This window comes from Streptomyces sp. NPDC030798, from assembly GCF_055572275.1.
The window spans coordinates 109,365-126,381 of record NZ_JBVIDR010000012.1; the positions used below are offsets into that span (position 1 = coordinate 109,365).

Annotated in this window: 10 protein-coding genes; 2 read left to right on the plus strand and 8 right to left on the minus strand. The window is 72.6% G+C overall.

What is annotated here, in order from left to right:
• Nucleotides 1–93: 93 nt before the first annotated feature.
• The 3 genes from ACZ404_RS26365 to ACZ404_RS26375 form a co-directional block, all read right to left on the minus strand.
• Nucleotides 94–1,587, minus strand: coding sequence for a protein kinase domain-containing protein (locus ACZ404_RS26365; protein ID WP_468444245.1), 1,494 nt, complete (start codon nt 1,585–1,587; stop codon nt 94–96).
• A 38-nt stretch (nt 1,588–1,625) separates the two neighbouring features.
• Nucleotides 1,626–2,306 carry a hypothetical protein gene (locus ACZ404_RS26370; RefSeq protein WP_468443964.1) on the minus strand — a complete coding sequence of 227 codons (681 nt, stop codon included), beginning with the start codon at nt 2,304–2,306 and terminating at the stop codon, nt 1,626–1,628.
• A gap of 152 nt (nt 2,307–2,458) precedes the next feature.
• Nucleotides 2,459–4,732, minus strand: coding sequence for an N-6 DNA methylase (locus ACZ404_RS26375; protein ID WP_468443966.1), 2,274 nt, complete (start codon nt 4,730–4,732; stop codon nt 2,459–2,461).
• A gap of 433 nt (nt 4,733–5,165) precedes the next feature.
• Here ACZ404_RS26375 and ACZ404_RS26380 point away from each other — a divergent pair, with 433 nt between their 5' ends.
• Complete coding sequence (locus ACZ404_RS26380; protein WP_468443968.1) at nt 5,166–5,879, plus strand: hypothetical protein; 714 nt, start codon at nt 5,166–5,168, stop codon at nt 5,877–5,879.
• A gap of 77 nt (nt 5,880–5,956) precedes the next feature.
• Here ACZ404_RS26380 and ACZ404_RS26385 read toward each other — a convergent pair whose 3' ends face one another.
• The 5 genes from ACZ404_RS26385 to ACZ404_RS26405 form a co-directional block, all read right to left on the minus strand.
• The gene (locus ACZ404_RS26385; RefSeq protein ID WP_468443970.1) at nt 5,957–6,700 is read right to left on the minus strand and encodes an N-acetyltransferase; all 744 of its coding nucleotides are present in this window, start codon (nt 6,698–6,700) and stop codon (nt 5,957–5,959) included.
• Between the two features lie 49 nt (nt 6,701–6,749).
• The gene (locus tag ACZ404_RS26390) at nt 6,750–7,472 is read right to left on the minus strand and encodes an HNH endonuclease family protein (RefSeq protein ID WP_468443972.1); all 723 of its coding nucleotides are present in this window, start codon (nt 7,470–7,472) and stop codon (nt 6,750–6,752) included.
• 211 nt (nt 7,473–7,683) lie between these two features.
• Nucleotides 7,684–11,217, minus strand: a complete 3,534-nt coding sequence (gene mfd, locus ACZ404_RS26395; protein ID WP_468443974.1) for a transcription-repair coupling factor — start codon at nt 11,215–11,217, stop codon at nt 7,684–7,686.
• A gap of 301 nt (nt 11,218–11,518) precedes the next feature.
• Nucleotides 11,519–14,098: an ABC transporter permease gene (locus ACZ404_RS26400; RefSeq protein WP_468443976.1), complete on the minus strand. Its 2,580-nt coding sequence runs from the start codon at nt 14,096–14,098 to the stop codon at nt 11,519–11,521.
• On the minus strand, nt 14,095–14,883 hold the full coding sequence (locus tag ACZ404_RS26405; protein ID WP_468443978.1) for an ABC transporter ATP-binding protein: 789 nt from the start codon (nt 14,881–14,883) through the stop codon (nt 14,095–14,097). Before ACZ404_RS26405 ends, ACZ404_RS26400 begins: the two co-directional genes overlap by 4 nt.
• A 452-nt stretch (nt 14,884–15,335) precedes the next feature.
• Between ACZ404_RS26405 and ACZ404_RS26410 the strand changes: the two genes are divergently transcribed.
• A complete protein-coding gene (locus tag ACZ404_RS26410) occupies nt 15,336–16,832 on the plus strand; it encodes an MFS transporter (RefSeq protein ID WP_468443980.1) in 1,497 nt (498 codons plus the stop codon).
• Nucleotides 16,833–17,017 lie beyond the last annotated feature (185 nt).

Genomic DNA, 17,017 nt, shown 5'->3' on the forward strand with positions numbered 1-17,017 from the left:
GGCAGAAGGAAGCGCAACGTATCGGCGCCGGTCCTGCCTTCGGGAAACTCCAGCCCCTTGAGTGCACAACAGTCACTCAGGGAACGGCAAAGTCTAGCCGCGCACCTGTCCGAGCCACTGCAGGGTCCGGCGGATGTCATTGGCCAGCGGGTGACCGGGGCCGTTCAGCCGCTCGACGTCCATCAGCAGCCGCGCGAGGGTGTCGTGGGCTGCCGGACGGTCGCCGAGGGCGAGCAGCAGATGGCCGATGCGCCGGCGCACGTCGTGGGCGAGCTGCGGGTCGCCGGAGACGTACTGGTTCTCGTAGTACGGCAGCAGCGCGCGGTATTCGGCGAGCGCCGCCGCCGGTTCGCCGAGCTGCTCCAGGCACTGGGCGGCCTCGTAGCGGAAGCGCAGGGACTGCGGGTCGGCCTGGCCGGCCTCGGCGGCGCGTTCGTCGGCGAGGCGGCGCAGTTCGGGCAGCGCGCGCCGGTACTGGCCGTCGTCCATGAGGGTCGCCGCGTACTGCTTGCGCAGGGTGCGCACGACCGGGGAGTGCTCGCCGTGCTGTTCGGCCGCGGCGGGCAGGATCGCGCCGAGGATGTCCACGGCCTGGGTGATGCGGCCCTCCCCCAGCAGCCGCTTGACCTCGTCGACGGCGGCGGCCACGTCCGGCTTCTCGGCCACGGCGGGCGCGGGCGCCACCGGCGCGGGCTGCGGCGCGGGGGTCCGCGCGCGGTCCGGCCACGGGGCGTGCGGCCGCAGGAAGGGGCGCGTGGGGTCCAGCGGCGCCCCGGTGGGCGTCCCGCGCGCGGGCAGCAGCAGCGCCAGGTGCTCGTACACCTCCTGCGCGGAGGCCGGGCGGTGCTGCGGATCCTTGGCCAGCAGGCGCAGCACCAGCGTCTCGAGGGCCTCGGGGACCTCGGGGCGGATCCGGCGCACCGGCAGCGGCGGCTCGTACAGGTGCCGGTGCAGGACGCCGAGCGCCGTGGAGCCCGCGAACGGCACGTCGCCGCTGAGCAGTTCGTGCAGCAGCACGCCGAGCGCGTACAGATCGGTGTACGGGCCGACCGCGCCGCCCATCGCCTGCTCCGGCGCCATGTAGGCGGGCGAGCCGATGGGTGAGCCGGTGTGGGTCAGGCGCGTGGTGTCGGTGTCCATGACCGAGGCCACGCCCAGGTCGAGCACGGTGACCGTGCCGTCCTGCTTCACCATCACGTTGCGCGGCTTGAGGTCGCGGTGCACGATCGGCACCGCGTGCACGGCGCTCAGCACGGCGCACAGCTGCGCGGCCACCGCGACCGCCCACTGCCACGGGTACGGGTCGTGCTCGGCGAGGTGGTCGGAGAGGTCGGCGCCGTCGACGTACTGCATGACGAGGAACAGCTCCTCGCCCTCACTGCCCGCGTCGTGCACCGTGACCAGGCCCGGATGGTCGACCTGAGCGGTCACCCGGCACTCGCGCACGAAGCGGCGGCGCAGCTCGTCCGCCTCCTGGCCGGCCACCTTGTCGGGGCGCAGCAGCTTCACCGCCACGCGCCGGTCGAGCCGCTGGTCGTACGCCGTCCAGACCTGGCCCATGCCGCCTTGTCCGATGAGCGTGGACAGCTCGTACCGGCCGGCGACGACGCGTCCTGTCGCCACGGTCACCGTCCGCCCTCGTGGCCGGCGTCCTGCCTGCCGTCGTGGGTGCCGCCGTGACCGGTGCCGCCGCCGGTGTCCCGGCCGGTGTCGTGGTGGCCGTCGTGCTGGCGCAGGTAGTCGCTCAGCTCGTCCAGCTCCGCGCGCACCTGGTCGATCCGCGCGGGCGCGGGGCGCTGCGGCGGCGGGGTGGTGAGCGACGGGTGGGACAGCGGGGCGTGGGATATCAGCGGGCCGACCGGCGGCGCCTGCCCCGGCACGGGCGTGTGCCCCCCGGTCGTCGCGGCGAACGGCGCCGGAGGCTGCGGATAGCCGTACCCCGGCGCGCCCGCGTACCGCTGCCGCAGCGACTGGAAGTGCCGGACGTCCGCCGCCAGGTAGTACACGACCGCGACGGCCAGCGCGCCCAGCAGCAGCATCATGCCCAGGTAGCCGCCGGGGGTGTGGACGTCGTCGCCGGGCTCGGAGCCCAGCAGCACGATGCTCAGCAGGTCGGCGGCCAGCACGGCCACGAACAGACCCCAGTCCAGCGACTTGCGCGTGACGACGGCCAGCCGCAGCAGCAGGACCCAGGCCAGGAAGCCGATGCTGAGGACCGCGACCGCCACGAACAGCACGCGCAGGAAGACCAGCCACGCGGGGTGCGGCGGCTGCTTCACCGGCTGTGCGTAGCCGTGGCCTTGCATGGCTGCTCCTGTGTGCCTGGAAGGGACGTACGGGCCCGCCCGGGAGTGCCCGGCCGGGCGGCCGGCACCGTTCGTGCGAGGTCGCTCCGAGCATATGGCCCGGCACGGACAAGCGGTTCAGGATGTACCGAACCGTTGTCCTGCCGCCTGCGTCAATCCGGCGCGACGCTCCCGTCGGTGAGCCCGTCGTACATCCCGCGGACGAGTTGCTCCCCGAGCCGGCTCGCACGGCGCAGCGCCCGCTCGAACTCGTCCAGGGCGCCGAAGCGCGCGCCGTAGCGCCGCTGTTCGTCCAGCGGAAGCCGGGGCAGCTGCAGGCGGCGCACGTCCAGGCGGGTGGCCGTGGAGGCGTAGCTGCTGGCCTGGCGGTGGTTGGCCGTGCCGCGCAGGAAGCCCGCGAGGAACCAGGGGTCGAGCGCCGCGGGGTCGGGGCGCAGCAGCACGAGGTTGCGCCCCAGGGCCGCGCCCGCCGTCGCGTCGTCGATCACGCGCGCCACCGAGCCGCCGCCGAGCACCGGTACGACCACGTCGCCCGGCTCGGTCAGTACCGCCTCCTCCTCGCTCTCCGGAAGCGTCCCGGAGGGTGCCGTGCCGGCGAGCACGTCGTGGTCGGTGAGCACGGGCACGCGCGCGTGGCCGCCGTTTCCGCCGGTCCGCAGCAGCAGCGCGCCCCCGCGCGCGAGTTCGCCGACGGTGGTGAGCGGCCACCGCGCGGGCGGCACCGGGTCGGCGGGCGGCGGGGTGAGGTCGGCGGTCAGCCGCAGGGTCGCGCCGAGCCGCTCGCGCACCACCGTGAGCGCCTCCGCGCCGTCGGCGACCGCCGGGGGCGGCAGATGGCGGGCGGGCGCCAGGTCCACGTCGTCGTCGAGCAGTTCGATGACCGGCACGCAGCGCGCCAGTCCCGGCCGTTCCTCCAGCCGCCCGGCACGGGCGAAGGAGCGCCAGGCGTCGAGGACGGCGTCCCGGACCGCCTGCCAGTCCGGCCCGCCGCGACCCTCGGCCGCGAACCGCCCGGTGTCCACGAGCAGCACCTCGGGCGCCGCCGGCGTCCGGTCGGGCCGGCGCAGCACCCACACGTGCAGCGGGATGTTGTACGGCGGCGCCGCCCCGACCGGCAGCGCCACCACGGCCCGCAGCGCGCCGCGGCGCAGCAGGTCGGCGCGGATCCGGCGCCCGGAGCGGCGGGAGGCGGCGGCGGGCGGCATCAGCAGCACGGCGGTGCCTCCGTCGGCCAGCCGGGCCAGCGCGTGCTGCACCCAGGCCAGCTCGGACTCGGTGCGCGCGGGGAAGCCGTACTCCCAGCGGGGGTCGTAGGCGAGTTCGTCGTGCCCCCAGTTGCGCTCGTTGAACGGCGGATGGCACAGGACGGCGTCGGCGCGCAGCTCCGGGTGGGCGTCGGCGCGCAGGGTGTCGCCGACGGCGCCGCGCACGGTGGCGCGGGCGTGCAGCGCGAGACGCAGCGCGGTGAGGGCGGCGAGGTCGGGGGCGCTGTCCTGGGCGTACAGCTCCTGGCCGGGGCGGGTGTCGACGGCGCGCAGCAGGGCGCCGGTGCCGCAGGCGGGGTCGAGGACGGTGCGGGCGGGGCCGGCGAGGTCGGCCATGAGGCGGGCGAGCTCGGCCGGGGTGAGCGTGTACTGGCGGGGGTTGGCGTCCAGGTGCCGGCCCAGCAGGAACTCGAAGGTCTGCCGCGCCCCCAGCTCGGCGGCGAGCTCGGCGGCGCCGCGGAGGAGGGGGACGGAGGGGAGGAGTTGGGGGCCGGTGGGGGTGTGGACGGCCGGGGTGGGGTGAGCGTGGGGGCCGGCGGGAGCGCCGTGAGCTGCCGGACCGGCGTTCGCGAGGAGCGCGGGGTTCACAGGAGGCGCGGGGTTCACCGGGGACCCAGGGTTCACCGGAGGCGCAGGGTTCACCGGGGCCGAGGCCTGCGCCCCGGTCTGCGCGTGAGCCACCGGCCCGGAGTTCACAGAAAGCGGTCGGTTCACAGTCGGCGAGCCGTCCCCCCGGCTCCCCCTGTGAACACCGTGACCGTGCGTGGTGCCGAAACGCGGCCCCAGCACCTGGTCCAGCGCGCCGGGCAGCATCGCGGCCAGCCGCTCGTCGGAGCCGGCGCTCATGTCGAGCCAGACGGTGGGGCGCTCGTGGATGAGCAGCAGCACGCAGCCGGCGTGCACCAACGCGGTGACCGGCCCCTCGGGGTGCCCGGCGAGCTGCTGCCAGACCCGTTCGCGCAACGGCACTTCGGCGAGTTTCCCCTGCTTGCGCAGCCAGGCCTCGACGTCGGCGAGGGCGAAGGAGGGGCTGGTCTCGGTACCGCCGACGGGCTTGGGGAAATCGGCGTGCCGGCGTCGCCAGTTGCTGACGGCGGCCCGGCCCACACCGGCGAGCCGCGCGATGCCGGCTGCGGTCACCTCAGTCGCGTTGTCCTGCACAGGCCCCGCTCCCCTCGTCATGTGTGCGCCGAGCATACCGACGTACACAAGATCCCGGCATTCACGCCGTGTACCGGCTCGATTCCGTGAACCGTGTTGACTCGGTTCACAAGCTCTGATCTTATTGACCCAGCGAACGAGCGGCCAGCCGGAAGGGCAGCCGCCGCATCGGGGAGGGGTCCCGCCATGGGCAACAGGCACGAGCGCGCACCGGACGCCACACCGCCGTGGCGGCACACGCGGCACAACACCCCGTAGACCGACGCCGCGTTCCCTGACGTCGTCACCCCGACGCCGTCACCGCGGCCTCCCGGACGGCCGTCCCTCGACGCCGTCACCCCGGTGCCGTCGCCCGGCTCTGCCCTGCGAGCCGCGGACGCCGTACGCACCCGCTCACACATCCCCCGTACCACTCATCCCTCGAAGGACTGTCATGCGTCTCTCGTCCCGTGTCGTCACGCTGCTCGCCGTCGCGACTCTCCCGCTGGCCCTGTCCGCCTGCTCCTCCGGTTCCTCCGACACCGGCGCGCACGCGAAGCCGGCCAAGGCGAAGGACCCGAACGCCGGTCTGCTCACGGGTACGCAGCTCAAGCGGGTCCTGGCGCCCGCGTCGGCCTTCCCGGCCGGGTTCACCATCGAGGCCGACGGCGCCTCGGACAGCGCGGGCGACTTCCTCTCCCCGTCCAGCAGGAAGACCGCGAAGCCGGACTGCACCCGGCTGGAGGGCACGTCCTGGATCCAGGTGACCGGGTACCAGGGGGGCGTGTCGTTCGCGCAGAACGACTATGTCACCCACGACAAGACCGAGGAACTGGCGCAGGAGATCGACGAGTTCCAGGGCACCACGGCGAAGTCGGTGATGGAGCAGGTGCGTTCCGTCGCCGCCACGTGCGCGACGTTCACGGACACGGACACCCACGCCAAGGTGAAGACCACCGGCAAGTCCACGGCCGGGCTGGGTGACGAGGCCTACACGATCACCCTGACGAGCGGCGCCTGGGAGAACGGCACCACGCTCGTCGCGGCGCGCTCCGGCAGCGCCGTCGTCACCGTGCTGTCCACCGCGGGCAGCGACAACGGCGCCGCGACCGCGAAGAAGCTGACGGCCCAGCTCGTGGACTCCCTGAAGGCCAAGAAGACCGCCTGATCCACCGGGGCGGCGCACCCGCCCGCCGCCGGAGCGAAGCCGCGGACCCGTCCCCGGGTCCGCGGCTCACTCATACCTCACAGCGGATGCCGCATCCACACGTTGGGCTCGACGTAGACGGCGTAGCCGCGCTCCGGTTCGCAGCGGACCGGGACCAGCGCGCCGGGTACCTCGACGTCCCCCGGGGTGTCGAAGGGGAGCCCGGTCCAGCGGCGCCACTCCTCCAGCGACGCGCCCACGGTCATGGAGGCGGGGGCGACGGAGTCGATGGTGGCGCCGGCACGGGCGTGGACGCGCAGCCAGGGATCCGCGGGGAGGCCGTCGGGGCGGGTCCGGTGGGCGTACTCGGCGATGGGGGTGCGGGGTTCGCGGTGCTTGGCGCTCGGACGGACGGGGGCGACGACCTCGCTGAAGCCCCGGGCGCGGGCGTTGTCCCGCATCGCCGAGAGCAGGACGGCGGACAGTCCGCGGCCCTGCGCGTGCGGGGCGATGACGACGGAGACGGCGCTGACCGTGTCGGGGCGGGTTCCGCGGCGCAGGTCGGCGAACGCCCAGAGCAGGATCTGGTCCCAGCCGCGGGCGGGCAGCGTGCCGCGGCCCTCGGCGGCGAGGGAGAACGGCACGCTGTAGGCGTGGGCGACGACCTCGCCGTGCTGGTCCTCGGCGAACAGCGCGTACTCGGGCAGTTCGGCCGGGATACGGCCGTAGTGCGCGGTGCCGACGGGGTCGTTGGTCACGAACTCGGGCCATGTGTCGGCCATCTCCTGCACCGCCGGCAGCCGGTCGGGCCGCTCTGCGATGCTGCTCACCTTGACGTCCATGCCGGTCACGGTAGAGGGCGTTGGCCGGTCCGCACAGCGAATTGGCCGGTCAGCGGGCGTGGAAGCGCTCCGGTGCCTCGGTCGGATTGCCGCCCGTGGGCAGCTTCTGGTCCGGGCAGCCCGCGAGGACCTTCTTCATCGCGGCCTTCTCGGCGGCGGTGACCCACAGGCCGTACTTCTTCTTCACGGCCACCTGCGCGGCCACGTACGTACAGCGGAACGCCTTGTTGGGCGGGACCCAGGTGGCGGTGTCCCCGTCCCCCTTGCCGCGGTTGGTGCTCGCGTCGACGGCCAGCAGGTTGAGCGGGTCGTTGGCCAGGGCTATCCGCTTGCCGGCGTCCCAGTACTTGGCGCCCTTCTGCCACGCGTCCGAGAGGGCGACGACGTGGTCGATGTCGACCTGGCTGCGGCCGCGCCGGTAGGTGACGTCCCTGCCGGAGTAGGGGTCCGGCTCCAGCAGCCCGTAGGTGACCTTGCAGGTGCCGCCGGTGAACCTCACGTTCTTCAGGTCGCGTTTGAGTATGTCGTCCCGGGTGTCGCAGGAATTCGAGTCCGTGTCCGCCCACGCGGAGCCGAAACGGGCGCGGGAGTAGCCGGTCTTGGGGGCGCGGCCCTTGACGGTGAGTGCGTCGGCGGCGGCCAGGGCCGCTCCCCCGCGTCCGGTCTCCTCGGGACCGGAAGCCCCCTTGGCCGCCTGGTCGCTCTTGCAGCCGGTCACGGTGACCGCCATGACGGCCACGGCGGCGACCGCCCCACCCCTCAGACGCCTCACGACGCGTCTCCCTTGCTCGCCTTGGCCCGTCGACGCGGGCGGATCGTTCGTTGCGTCCACGGTAACGGGCTTGCGGAAGGGGCAATATGGGCCGCAAAGGGGGCATTCGGCGTGAAGGGTGCGCCAGTTGGGGCGCATTCGGGTCGCCCTCGCCGCCGGAGCCGGGGGCCGGCCCCGGCGGCGTGAGCGACAGGGTCTTACCGCCCGGCTTCTACGATCCCAGGATCGACGCCAGGAACTCTCCCACCCAGCCCAGTAGTTCGCGGCCGACGAGCGGCTTGCCGCCGACCTTCGCGGTCTTCGGGCGGGGGACCAGAAGCTGGTGGACGGCCGGCTTGATGACCGTCCCGGGGTAGAGGCGCTTGACGCGCAGTTCCTGGGACTCGCGCAGGTCCACCGGGGCGAAGCGGATGTTGGTGCCCTGCAGGACGATCTCGCCGACGCCACAGGCGCGGGCCAGCATCCGCAGGCCGGCCACCAGCAGGAGGTTCTCCACCGGTTCCGGCAGCTTGCCGTAGCGGTCGGCGAGTTCCTCGCGGACGGCCTTGATGTCCTCCTCGGAGTTGGCCGAGGCGATGGCACGGTACGCCTGGAGGCGCAGGCGCTCGCCGGGTGCGTAGTCGTGCGGGACGTGCGCGTCGACGGGCAGCTCGATCTTGACCTCGAGAGGGGCCTCCTCCTCGATCTCCCCGGTCTCCAGCTGGCGCCGGTAGTCGGCGACGGCCTCGCCGACCATGCGGACGTACAGGTCGAAGCCGACGCCGGCGATGTGGCCGGACTGCTCGCCGCCGAGGAGGTTGCCCGCGCCGCGGATCTCCAGGTCCTTCATCGCCACGTACATGCCCGCGCCCATCTCGGTGTGCTGGGCGATGGTCGCCAGGCGCTCGTGCGCGGTCTCCGTCAGGGGCTTCTCCGGGGGGTAGAGGAAGTAGGCGTAGCCCCGTTCCCTGCCCCGGCCGACGCGGCCGCGCAGCTGGTGCAGCTGGGAGAGGCCGAAGGTGTCGCCGCGCTCGACGATGAGGGTGTTGGCGTTGGAGATGTCGATGCCGGACTCGACGATCGTGGTCGAGACCAGGACGTCGAACTTCTTCTCCCAGAAGTCGACGACCACCTGCTCCAGCGCCGACTCCGACATCTGGCCGTGGGCGGTGGCGATGCGGGCCTCCGGGACGATGTCGCGCAGGCGCGCGGCCGCGCGGTCGATGGACTCGACCCGGTTGTGGATGTAGAAGACCTGGCCCTCGCGCAGCAGTTCACGGCGGATGGCGGCGCCGATCTGCTTCTCCTCGTACGGCCCGACGAAGGTCAGCACCGGGTGGCGCTCCTCCGGGGGCGTGGTGATCGTGGACATCTCGCGGATGCCGGTGACCGCCATCTCCAGGGTGCGGGGGATCGGGGTCGCGGACATGGTCAGGACGTCGACGTTGGCGCGCAGCTTCTTCAGCTGCTCCTTGTGCTCGACGCCGAAGCGCTGCTCCTCGTCGACGATGACCAGGCCCAGGTCCTTGAACTTGGTCTCGGAGGAGAACAGGCGGTGGGTGCCGATGACGACGTCCACCGAACCCTCGCGCAGCCCCTCCAGGACCGCCTTGGCCTCGGTGTCGGTCTGGAAGCGCGACAGGGCCCGCACGTTCACCGGGAACTGCGCGTAGCGCTCGCTGAACGTGCCGAAGTGCTGCTGCACCAGCAGGGTCGTGGGGACGAGGACGGCGACCTGCTTGCCGTCCTGCACGGCCTTGAAGGCGGCCCGCACCGCGATCTCGGTCTTGCCGTAGCCGACGTCGCCGCAGATCAGGCGGTCCATGGGGACCGACTTCTCCATGTCCTCCTTGACCTCGGCGATGGTGGTGAGCTGGTCGGGGGTCTCCGCGTACGGGAAGGCGTCCTCCAGCTCGCGCTGCCAGGGCGAGTCGGCGCCGAAGGCGTGGCCGGGGGCGGCCATGCGGGCCGAGTACAGCTTGATCAGGTCGGCGGCGATCTCCTTGACGGCCTTCTTGGCGCGCGCCTTGGTCTTCGTCCAGTCGGCGCCGCCGAGCCGGTGCAGGGTGGGGGCCTCGCCACCGACGTACTTGGTGATCTGCTCCAGCTGGTCGGTGGGGATGTAGAGGCGGTCGCCGGGCTGGCCGCGCTTGGCGGGGGCGTACTCCACGACCAGGTACTCACGGGTGGCGCCCTGGACCGTGCGCTGGACCATCTCGATGTAGCGGCCGACGCCGTGCTGCTCGTGGACGATGTAGTCGCCCGCCTCCAAGGTGAGCGGGTCGATCGTCTTGCGGCGCCGGGCGGGCATGCGGGCGCCGTCGCGGCCGGTGGCGCGCTGGCCGGACAGGTCGGTCTCGGTGAGCACGGCGAGCTTCAGCGCCGGGTCGACGAAGCCGTACTCGATCGAGCCGCAGGAGACGTGCACGAGGGAGGGGCTCAGTGCGCCGAGGTCGGCGTCCAGGCGGGCGGCGATGCCCTCGCTGCCGAGCACCTCGACCGTGCGGGCGGCCGGGCCGTGGCCCTCGGTGACGAAGACCGTGCGCCAGCCGTCGGCGAGCCAGCCCTTGGTGTCGGCGAGCGCCTTGGCGGTGTCGCCCCGGTAGGTCTCGGGGGCGTGCATGCCGAGCTGGAGGGTGTCGGCGTCGAGGTCGGCGTCGGCGGCGAACGGGGACACCGACCACCACATCATGTCCAGCTCGCGCGCGCGGTCGCGGACGTCGGCGATGGACCACAGGGAGGCCGCGCCGACGTCGATGGGCGCCTCGCCACCGCCGGCGGTGGCCGCCCAGGAGGCCTGCAGGAACTCCTGGCTGGTGGCCACGAGGTCGGCGGCGCGGGTGCGGACGCGCTCGGGGTCGCAGACGACGGCCATGGCGCCCTTGGGCAGCACGTCGAGCAGCAGCTCCATGTCGTCGACGAGGACCGGGGCTAGGGACTCCATGCCCTCGACCGCGATGCCCTCGGCGATCTTGTTGAGCAGTTCGCCCAGTTCCGGGTGCTGTTCGGCGAGGGTGCGCGCGCGTGCGCGGACGTCCGGCGTCAGCAGCAGCTCGCGGCAGGGCGGCGCCCACAGGCCGTGCTCGGCGACCTCCAGGGAGCGCTGGTCGGCGACCTTGAAGTAGCGGATCTCCTCGACGTCGTCGCCCCAGAACTCGATGCGCAGGGGGTGTTCCTCGGTGGGCGGGAAGACGTCCAGGATGCCGCCGCGTACGGCGAACTCGCCGCGCTTCTCGACCAGCTCCACGCGCGCGTAGGCGGCGGCCGCGAGGGCCTCCACGATCTGGTTCAGGTCGGCGCTCTGCCCGGTTCTCAGGGACACCGGCTCCAGGTCGCCCAGACCCTTGACCTGGGGCTGGAGCACGGAGCGCACGGGGGCGACGACCACGGAGACGGGGCCGGTCTCGGGGTCGTCGGGGCGGGGGTGGGCCAGGCGGCGCAGGACGGCGAGGCGGCGGCCGACGGTGTCGCTGCGCGGGCTGAGCCGCTCGTGCGGGAGGGTCTCCCAGGAGGGATACTCCACGACGCCCTCGGAGGGCAGCAGCGACCGCAGGGCGGCCGCCAGGTCCTCGGCCTCGCGGCCCGTCGCCGTGACCGCGAGCACCGGGCGGGCGGCCTCGCGGGCGAGGGCGGCCACCGCGAAGGGGCGGGCTGCCGGGGGGCCGACGAGGTCGACGTGCATGCGGTTGCCGTCCGCGGCCGCGGTGACGGCTTCCGCGAGGGCGGGGTCCTTGACGACGGCGTCGAGCAGACCGTGCAGGCTCATGGAGGGCTTTCCGTCCGGGGATGGGCAACGCTGACCAGCCTACGACGCGGAACCTGGTGGTGGCGGGGCCTGTGGACAACCCGAACGCGGCTCCGCCCCCGGCCCCGGTGCCCACTCGAAACGCTCGTGGGGAACGCCCGGGCCGAGGGGCGGACAGCAACCGGCGCCGGGAAGTCCCCCAAGACTTCCCGGCGCCGGGTTTCTCCCCCGCAACCCCCGTGTGCGGTGGCTGGTGGCCAGGACCTGTCCGGCGCCGACATGGAGCCGTTGCTCGAAGCCGACCTGGTCCGCCGGACAGGCCCTACTCGGTGGCGATCGCGTTCAGGACGTTCATCCGGCCCGCCCGGAACGCCGGGATCAGGGCGGCGAACAGGCCCACGAAGGCCGAGGCGACGAAGACCCCGATGATCGTCGGCCAGGGGATGTCCAGGACCTTCAGACCCTCCATGGCGAGGAGCTGCTGGGCGGTCGCGCCCCAGCCCATGCCCAGGCCGAGGCCGAGGAGGGCGCCGAAGACCGCGATCACCACGGACTCCAGGCGGATCATGCGGCGCAGCTGGCGGCGGGAGAGGCCGATCGCCCGCATGAGGCCGATCTCCCGGGTCCGCTCGACCACCGACAGGGCGAGGGTGTTCACCACGCCGAGGACCGCGACGATGATCGCCAGGGCGAGCAGGCCGTAGATCATGTTGAGGAGCTGGCCGATCTGGTCCTTCAGTTCCTGCTTGTAGTCGGTCTGGTCGCGCACCGTCACGCTCGGGTCCTTGTGCACGGCCGCCTTCAGCGCCTTGTAGGCGGCGTCCTGCTGCCCGTCCTTGGCGCTGGCGAAGACCAGCTGGTCGAGCGGCATGCTGCCCGCGGGCACGTACTTGGCGAGCGTGGCGATGGAGATGTACTTGGCGCCCTGGTCGATCAGGTCGTCGCTGCTGGTGATGGCGCGGACGGTCAGGTGGGCGGTGGTGCCCTTGTAGAACGCGACGGTGATCTTGGAGCCGATGTGGATGCCGTGCGCCTTGGCGAACTTCTCGTGCACCGACATCGAGTCGGGCAGGTAGGCGTCCTTCAGGTCGCCGGCGACGGTCTTCTTGCGCAGGTCGGTGGCGTACGTCGGGTCGGCGGCCGTGATGTCCGTGTCCTTGAGCGTCTCGCCGTCCGGGGTGGTGAAGTCCGCGGTGGTCGGCCGGTACTCGGTGACGTGCGTCAGGCCCGGCGTGTTCTTGATGGCCTGGACGGCCGGTGGCTTGATGCGCTGGCCGTTGTCGCCCTGGATGATGAAGTCGGTGCCGACGGTCTTGTCGAGCTGGTCGGTGGCCGAGGCGACCATCGAGGAGCCGACCACCGACAGGCAGGCCACCAGGGCGAGGCCGATCATCAGGGCGGCGCCGGTGGCGCCGGTGCGGCGCGGGTTGCGCAGCGCGTTGCGCTCGGCCATCCGTCCGACCGGGCCGAAGACCCGCAGGATGATCGCGCCGAGGACGCGCACCAGGCCGCCGGCCAGCAGCGGGCCGATGACGACGAACCCGATCAGGGTGAGCACGACGCCGAGGCCCAGCCAGCCGGAGCCGGCCTTGGCCTGGTCGGCGCCCGCCGCGGCGAACAGGCTCGCGATGCCGGCACCGGTGAGGACCAGGCCGATCAGGGCCCGTACGACACCGGCCTTGGCGTCGGTCGGTGCGCCGGCGTCGCGCAGTGCGGCCATCGGGGAGACCTTGCCGGCGCGGCGGGCGGGCAGATAGGCCGCCAGGACGGTGACGACGACACCGAGGAGCAGGCCGAGCGCGGGGGTCGTCCAGGCGATCGTCAGGTCGTCGGTGGACAGGTGCATGCCCATCTTGCCCATGAGCTTCATCAGGCCGACCGCGATGCCGACACCCGCACCGACACCGAACGCGGACCCGATCACGCCGAGCAGCAGTGCCTCGAGGAGCACGGAGCGGTTGACCTGGCGGCGGGAGGAGCCGATGGCCCGCATGAGGCCGATCTCCCGGGTGCGCTGGGCGACCAGCATGGAGAAGGTGTTGATGATCAGGAAGATGCCGACCAGGAAGGCGATCCCGGCGAAGCCGAGCATCGCGTACTTCATGACGTTCAGGAAGCTCGCGATGTCCTTCTGGTTGGCGTCGGCGACCTCCTTGGCCGTCTGCACCTTGTATCCGTGACCGAGTGCGGCGGTCACGTTCTTCTTCAGCCGCGCGTCGGTCACGCCCTTGGCGGCGGTGACGTTGACGTTGGTGTACACGCCGGTCCGGCCGACCAGGGTCTGCTGGGCGGTCTTCGTGTCCAGGTAGAAGATCGCCGCGCCGGGGTTGGTGACGGTGAAGGTGGCGATGCCGGACACGCGCGCGTGGTGCGTGCCGACGGCGGTGAGGATGCCGATGTCGTCACCGAGCTCGAGGTGGTGCTTCTTGACGGTGTCCGCGTCGATCATCACCTCGTCGGAGCCGTGGGGCGCCGCACCGGAGGTGATCTTCATGGTGCGGGCGTCGTTGCTGTTCCAGCTCCCGACGATGGTGGGTCCGCCGCTGGTGGGCGAGAGCTTGTCCAGGTCGCCGTCGACGACGGTGACCGAGGTGGAGAACACCGTGCCCTGGGCCGCCTTGACGCCCCGGGCCCCCCGGATCTCGCCGACCACGGAGGCCGGCATGACCGGCGGCTTGCCCGTGGTGGAGGTGGTCTCGCCGGTGTCGGAGGCGCCCTGGGCGCTGACCTGGACGTCGGAGGACGTGGCCTGGAAGAGCTTGTCGAAGGTGGTGTTCATGGTGTCGGTGAAGACGAGCGTCCCGCAGACGAACGCCACCGACAGCAGCACCGCGACGGCCGAGAGCGCCATGCGGCCCTTGTGCGCGAAGAAGTTGCGCATCGAGGTCTTCAGGACGGTCATGAGGTGCGCCCCCGGGCGTCGAAGTCCTTCATCCGGTCGAGGACCTGATCGGCCGTCGGCTGGTGCATCTCGTCGACGATCCGGCCGTCGGCGAGGTAGAGCACGCGGTCGGCGTAGGAGGCGGCGACGGGGTCGTGGGTGACCATCACGATGGTCTGGCCGAGTTCGTCCACCGAGCGGCGCAGGAAGCCGAGGACTTCGGCGCCCGCGCGCGAGTCGAGGTTTCCGGTCGGCTCGTCCCCGAAGATGATCTCCGGGCGGGCGGCGAGCGCCCGGGCCACGGCGACGCGCTGCTGCTGGCCGCCGGAGAGCTGGGTCGGGCGGTGCTTGAGCCGGCCGGCCAGGCCCACGGTCTCCACCACCCGGTCCAGCCACGCCTTGTCGGGCTTGCGGCCGGCGATGTCCATGGGCAGCGTGATGTTCTCCAACGCGTTCAGCGTCGGCAGCAGGTTGAACGCCTGGAAGATGAACCCGATCCGGTCCCGGCGCAGCCGCGTGAGCTTCTTGTCCTTCAGGCCGGTGATCTCGGTCTCGTCCAGGTGGATCTGCCCGGACGTGACGGTGTCGAGGCCGGCGAGGCAGTGCATCAGCGTGGACTTGCCGGACCCCGAGGGCCCCATGATCGCGGTGAACCGCCCGCGGGCGATGTCCACGTCGACGTGGTCCAGCGCGACGACACGGGTCTCCCCGGACCCGTACGCCTTCACGACCTGCCGCGCCCGCGCGGCAACGGCCGTAGTCCCTCCAGTACCCCCGTGCCTGGGAATGGTCACAGCCGAAGTCACGGTATGTCTCCTATGTCGGTTGGCAAGTCGGTCGGTGCAACCCCGGTGTGCCGAGGCGTCGTGGTGGTGTGTGCCGCCCAGTCTCGCGTGCGGCGGACGCACCGCGCGCTGGTGCGCAGCCCCCTCCTGTGCGGGGGAAAACCCCACCCCCGCCGGTTCGGTCAGCCGCCCCCCGGCGGCGTAAAGCCAGGTTAAGGAAGACACCCGGTCCGTCTCGTCCTCCGGCGGTACGAGCCCTCCCCGAGCCGTAGTACGGAGGAACCCCTAGGGGGCCTCCACCGCCGGGTGGAGACGTTCTCGGGGTCCGCTCCACCCTCCGGCCCGGCAAGCCTCCACCCTCCCGTCGCGTCAGGGTCAACCCGAGGCCCGCGTGGGAAGCTGTCGTACCGGTGCAGAGGTACCGGGCACGGGTTGCCGGACATGGAGTTTCACGGGACACGGGAGGGGATCCGGTGGGGAGTACGACACCCGCGACACGGGACGGGGCCGCCGCTCAGCGGCGCACCCGCGGGTCGGGCGCGGTCGTCGCCGCGCTGATGCTGTCGATGGCGCTGGCCGCGCTGGACGCCACGATCGTCTCCACCGCCGTACCGCAGATCGTCGGCGACCTCGGCGGGTTCTCCGTCTTCTCCTGGCTGTTCTCCGGCTATCTGCTCGCCGTCACCGTCACCCTGCCCGTCTACGGCAAGCTCGCCGACACCTTCGGCCGCAAACCGGTGCTGGTCGCGGGCGCCGCGGTGTTCCTGCTGGGCTCGCTGCTGTGCGCCGGGGCGTGGAACATGGCGGCGCTGATCGCGTTCCGGGTGGTGCAGGGCCTGGGCGGCGGGGCGCTGCAGGGGACGGTGCAGACGCTGGCCGCCGATCTGTACCCGCTCGCCGAGCGGCCGCGCATCCAGGCCAGGCTGTCCACGGTGTGGGCGGTGTCGGCGGTGGCCGGACCTGGCCTGGGCGGAGTGCTCGCCGCCTATGCCGGCTGGCGCTGGATCTTCCTGGTCAACCTGCCCATAGGGGCGGCCGCGCTGTGGCTGATCGTGCGTCATCTCCACGAGCCCGAGCGGGAGAAGGCCGCCCACGCGCGCGTGGACTGGGCCGGCGCCCTCGCGGTGTTCGCCTGCGGCGGGGTGCTGCTGACCGCGCTGGTGCAGGGCGGGGTGGCCTGGGCGTGGCTGTCGGCGCCCTCGCTCGCGCTGTTCGGCACCGGGCTCGCGCTGGCCGGTGCGGTGGTGTGGGTGGAGCGGCGGGCGGCCGAGCCGATCATCCCGGGGTGGGTGTGGCGGCGCCGTACGATCGCTGCCGTCAATCTGGCGCTCGGCGCGCTGGGACTGCTGATGGTGGCGCCGAGCGTGTTCCTGCCGACCTACGCCCAGTCGGTCCTCGGGCTCGGCCCGGCGGCCGCCGGGCTGGTGCTGTGCGTGTGGACGCTGACCTGGTCGGGGTCGGCGGCGCTCAGCCAGCACGTGTACCGGCGCATCGGCTTCCGCGACACCGCGCTGCTCGGCATCGGACTGGGCGCGCTCATCCTCCTCGCGTTCCCCTTCCTCCCCTACCCCGGGTCCTGGTGGCAGCCCATGCTGCTGATGTTGCTGCTCGGCGGGGCCCTCGGCCTGTTCCAGCTGCCGCTGATCATCGGGGTGCAGTCGACGGTGGGCTGGTCGGAGCGCGGCACGACGACCGCCTCGGTGCTGTTCTGCCGGCAGACCGGACAGACCGTGGGCGCCTCCCTGTTCGGCGCCGTCGCCAACGGTGTGCTGTCCGCCCGGCTCGGCGGCGCGGGCGACCTGGACTCCGTCACCCGCGCCCTGGACGCGGGCACCGCCCCGGAGTCGACACGCCGGGCGATCGCCGCCGCGGTGCACGCGGTGTACGCCGGCGCGTCCTGCGCGGCGGCGCTGGCGTTCGTGGTGCTGCTGGTGGTGGCTCCGCGACGGTTCCCGGTGCTGCAGGACTGAGCGGGGAGAAGGGACGGGGAACACGCGTCAGTCGGGCAACAGGCCCTGAGGAACGGCCTCTTCCATGCCACCACCGCACCGCCCGGGCATCCTCCGGGACACGGATGCGTGTAGTAAGCGCATACCGACTGGCTAGTTTGGTGAAAACCCCGCACGGCGCCGAGGCCGCGAGTAGCGTGCGTGAC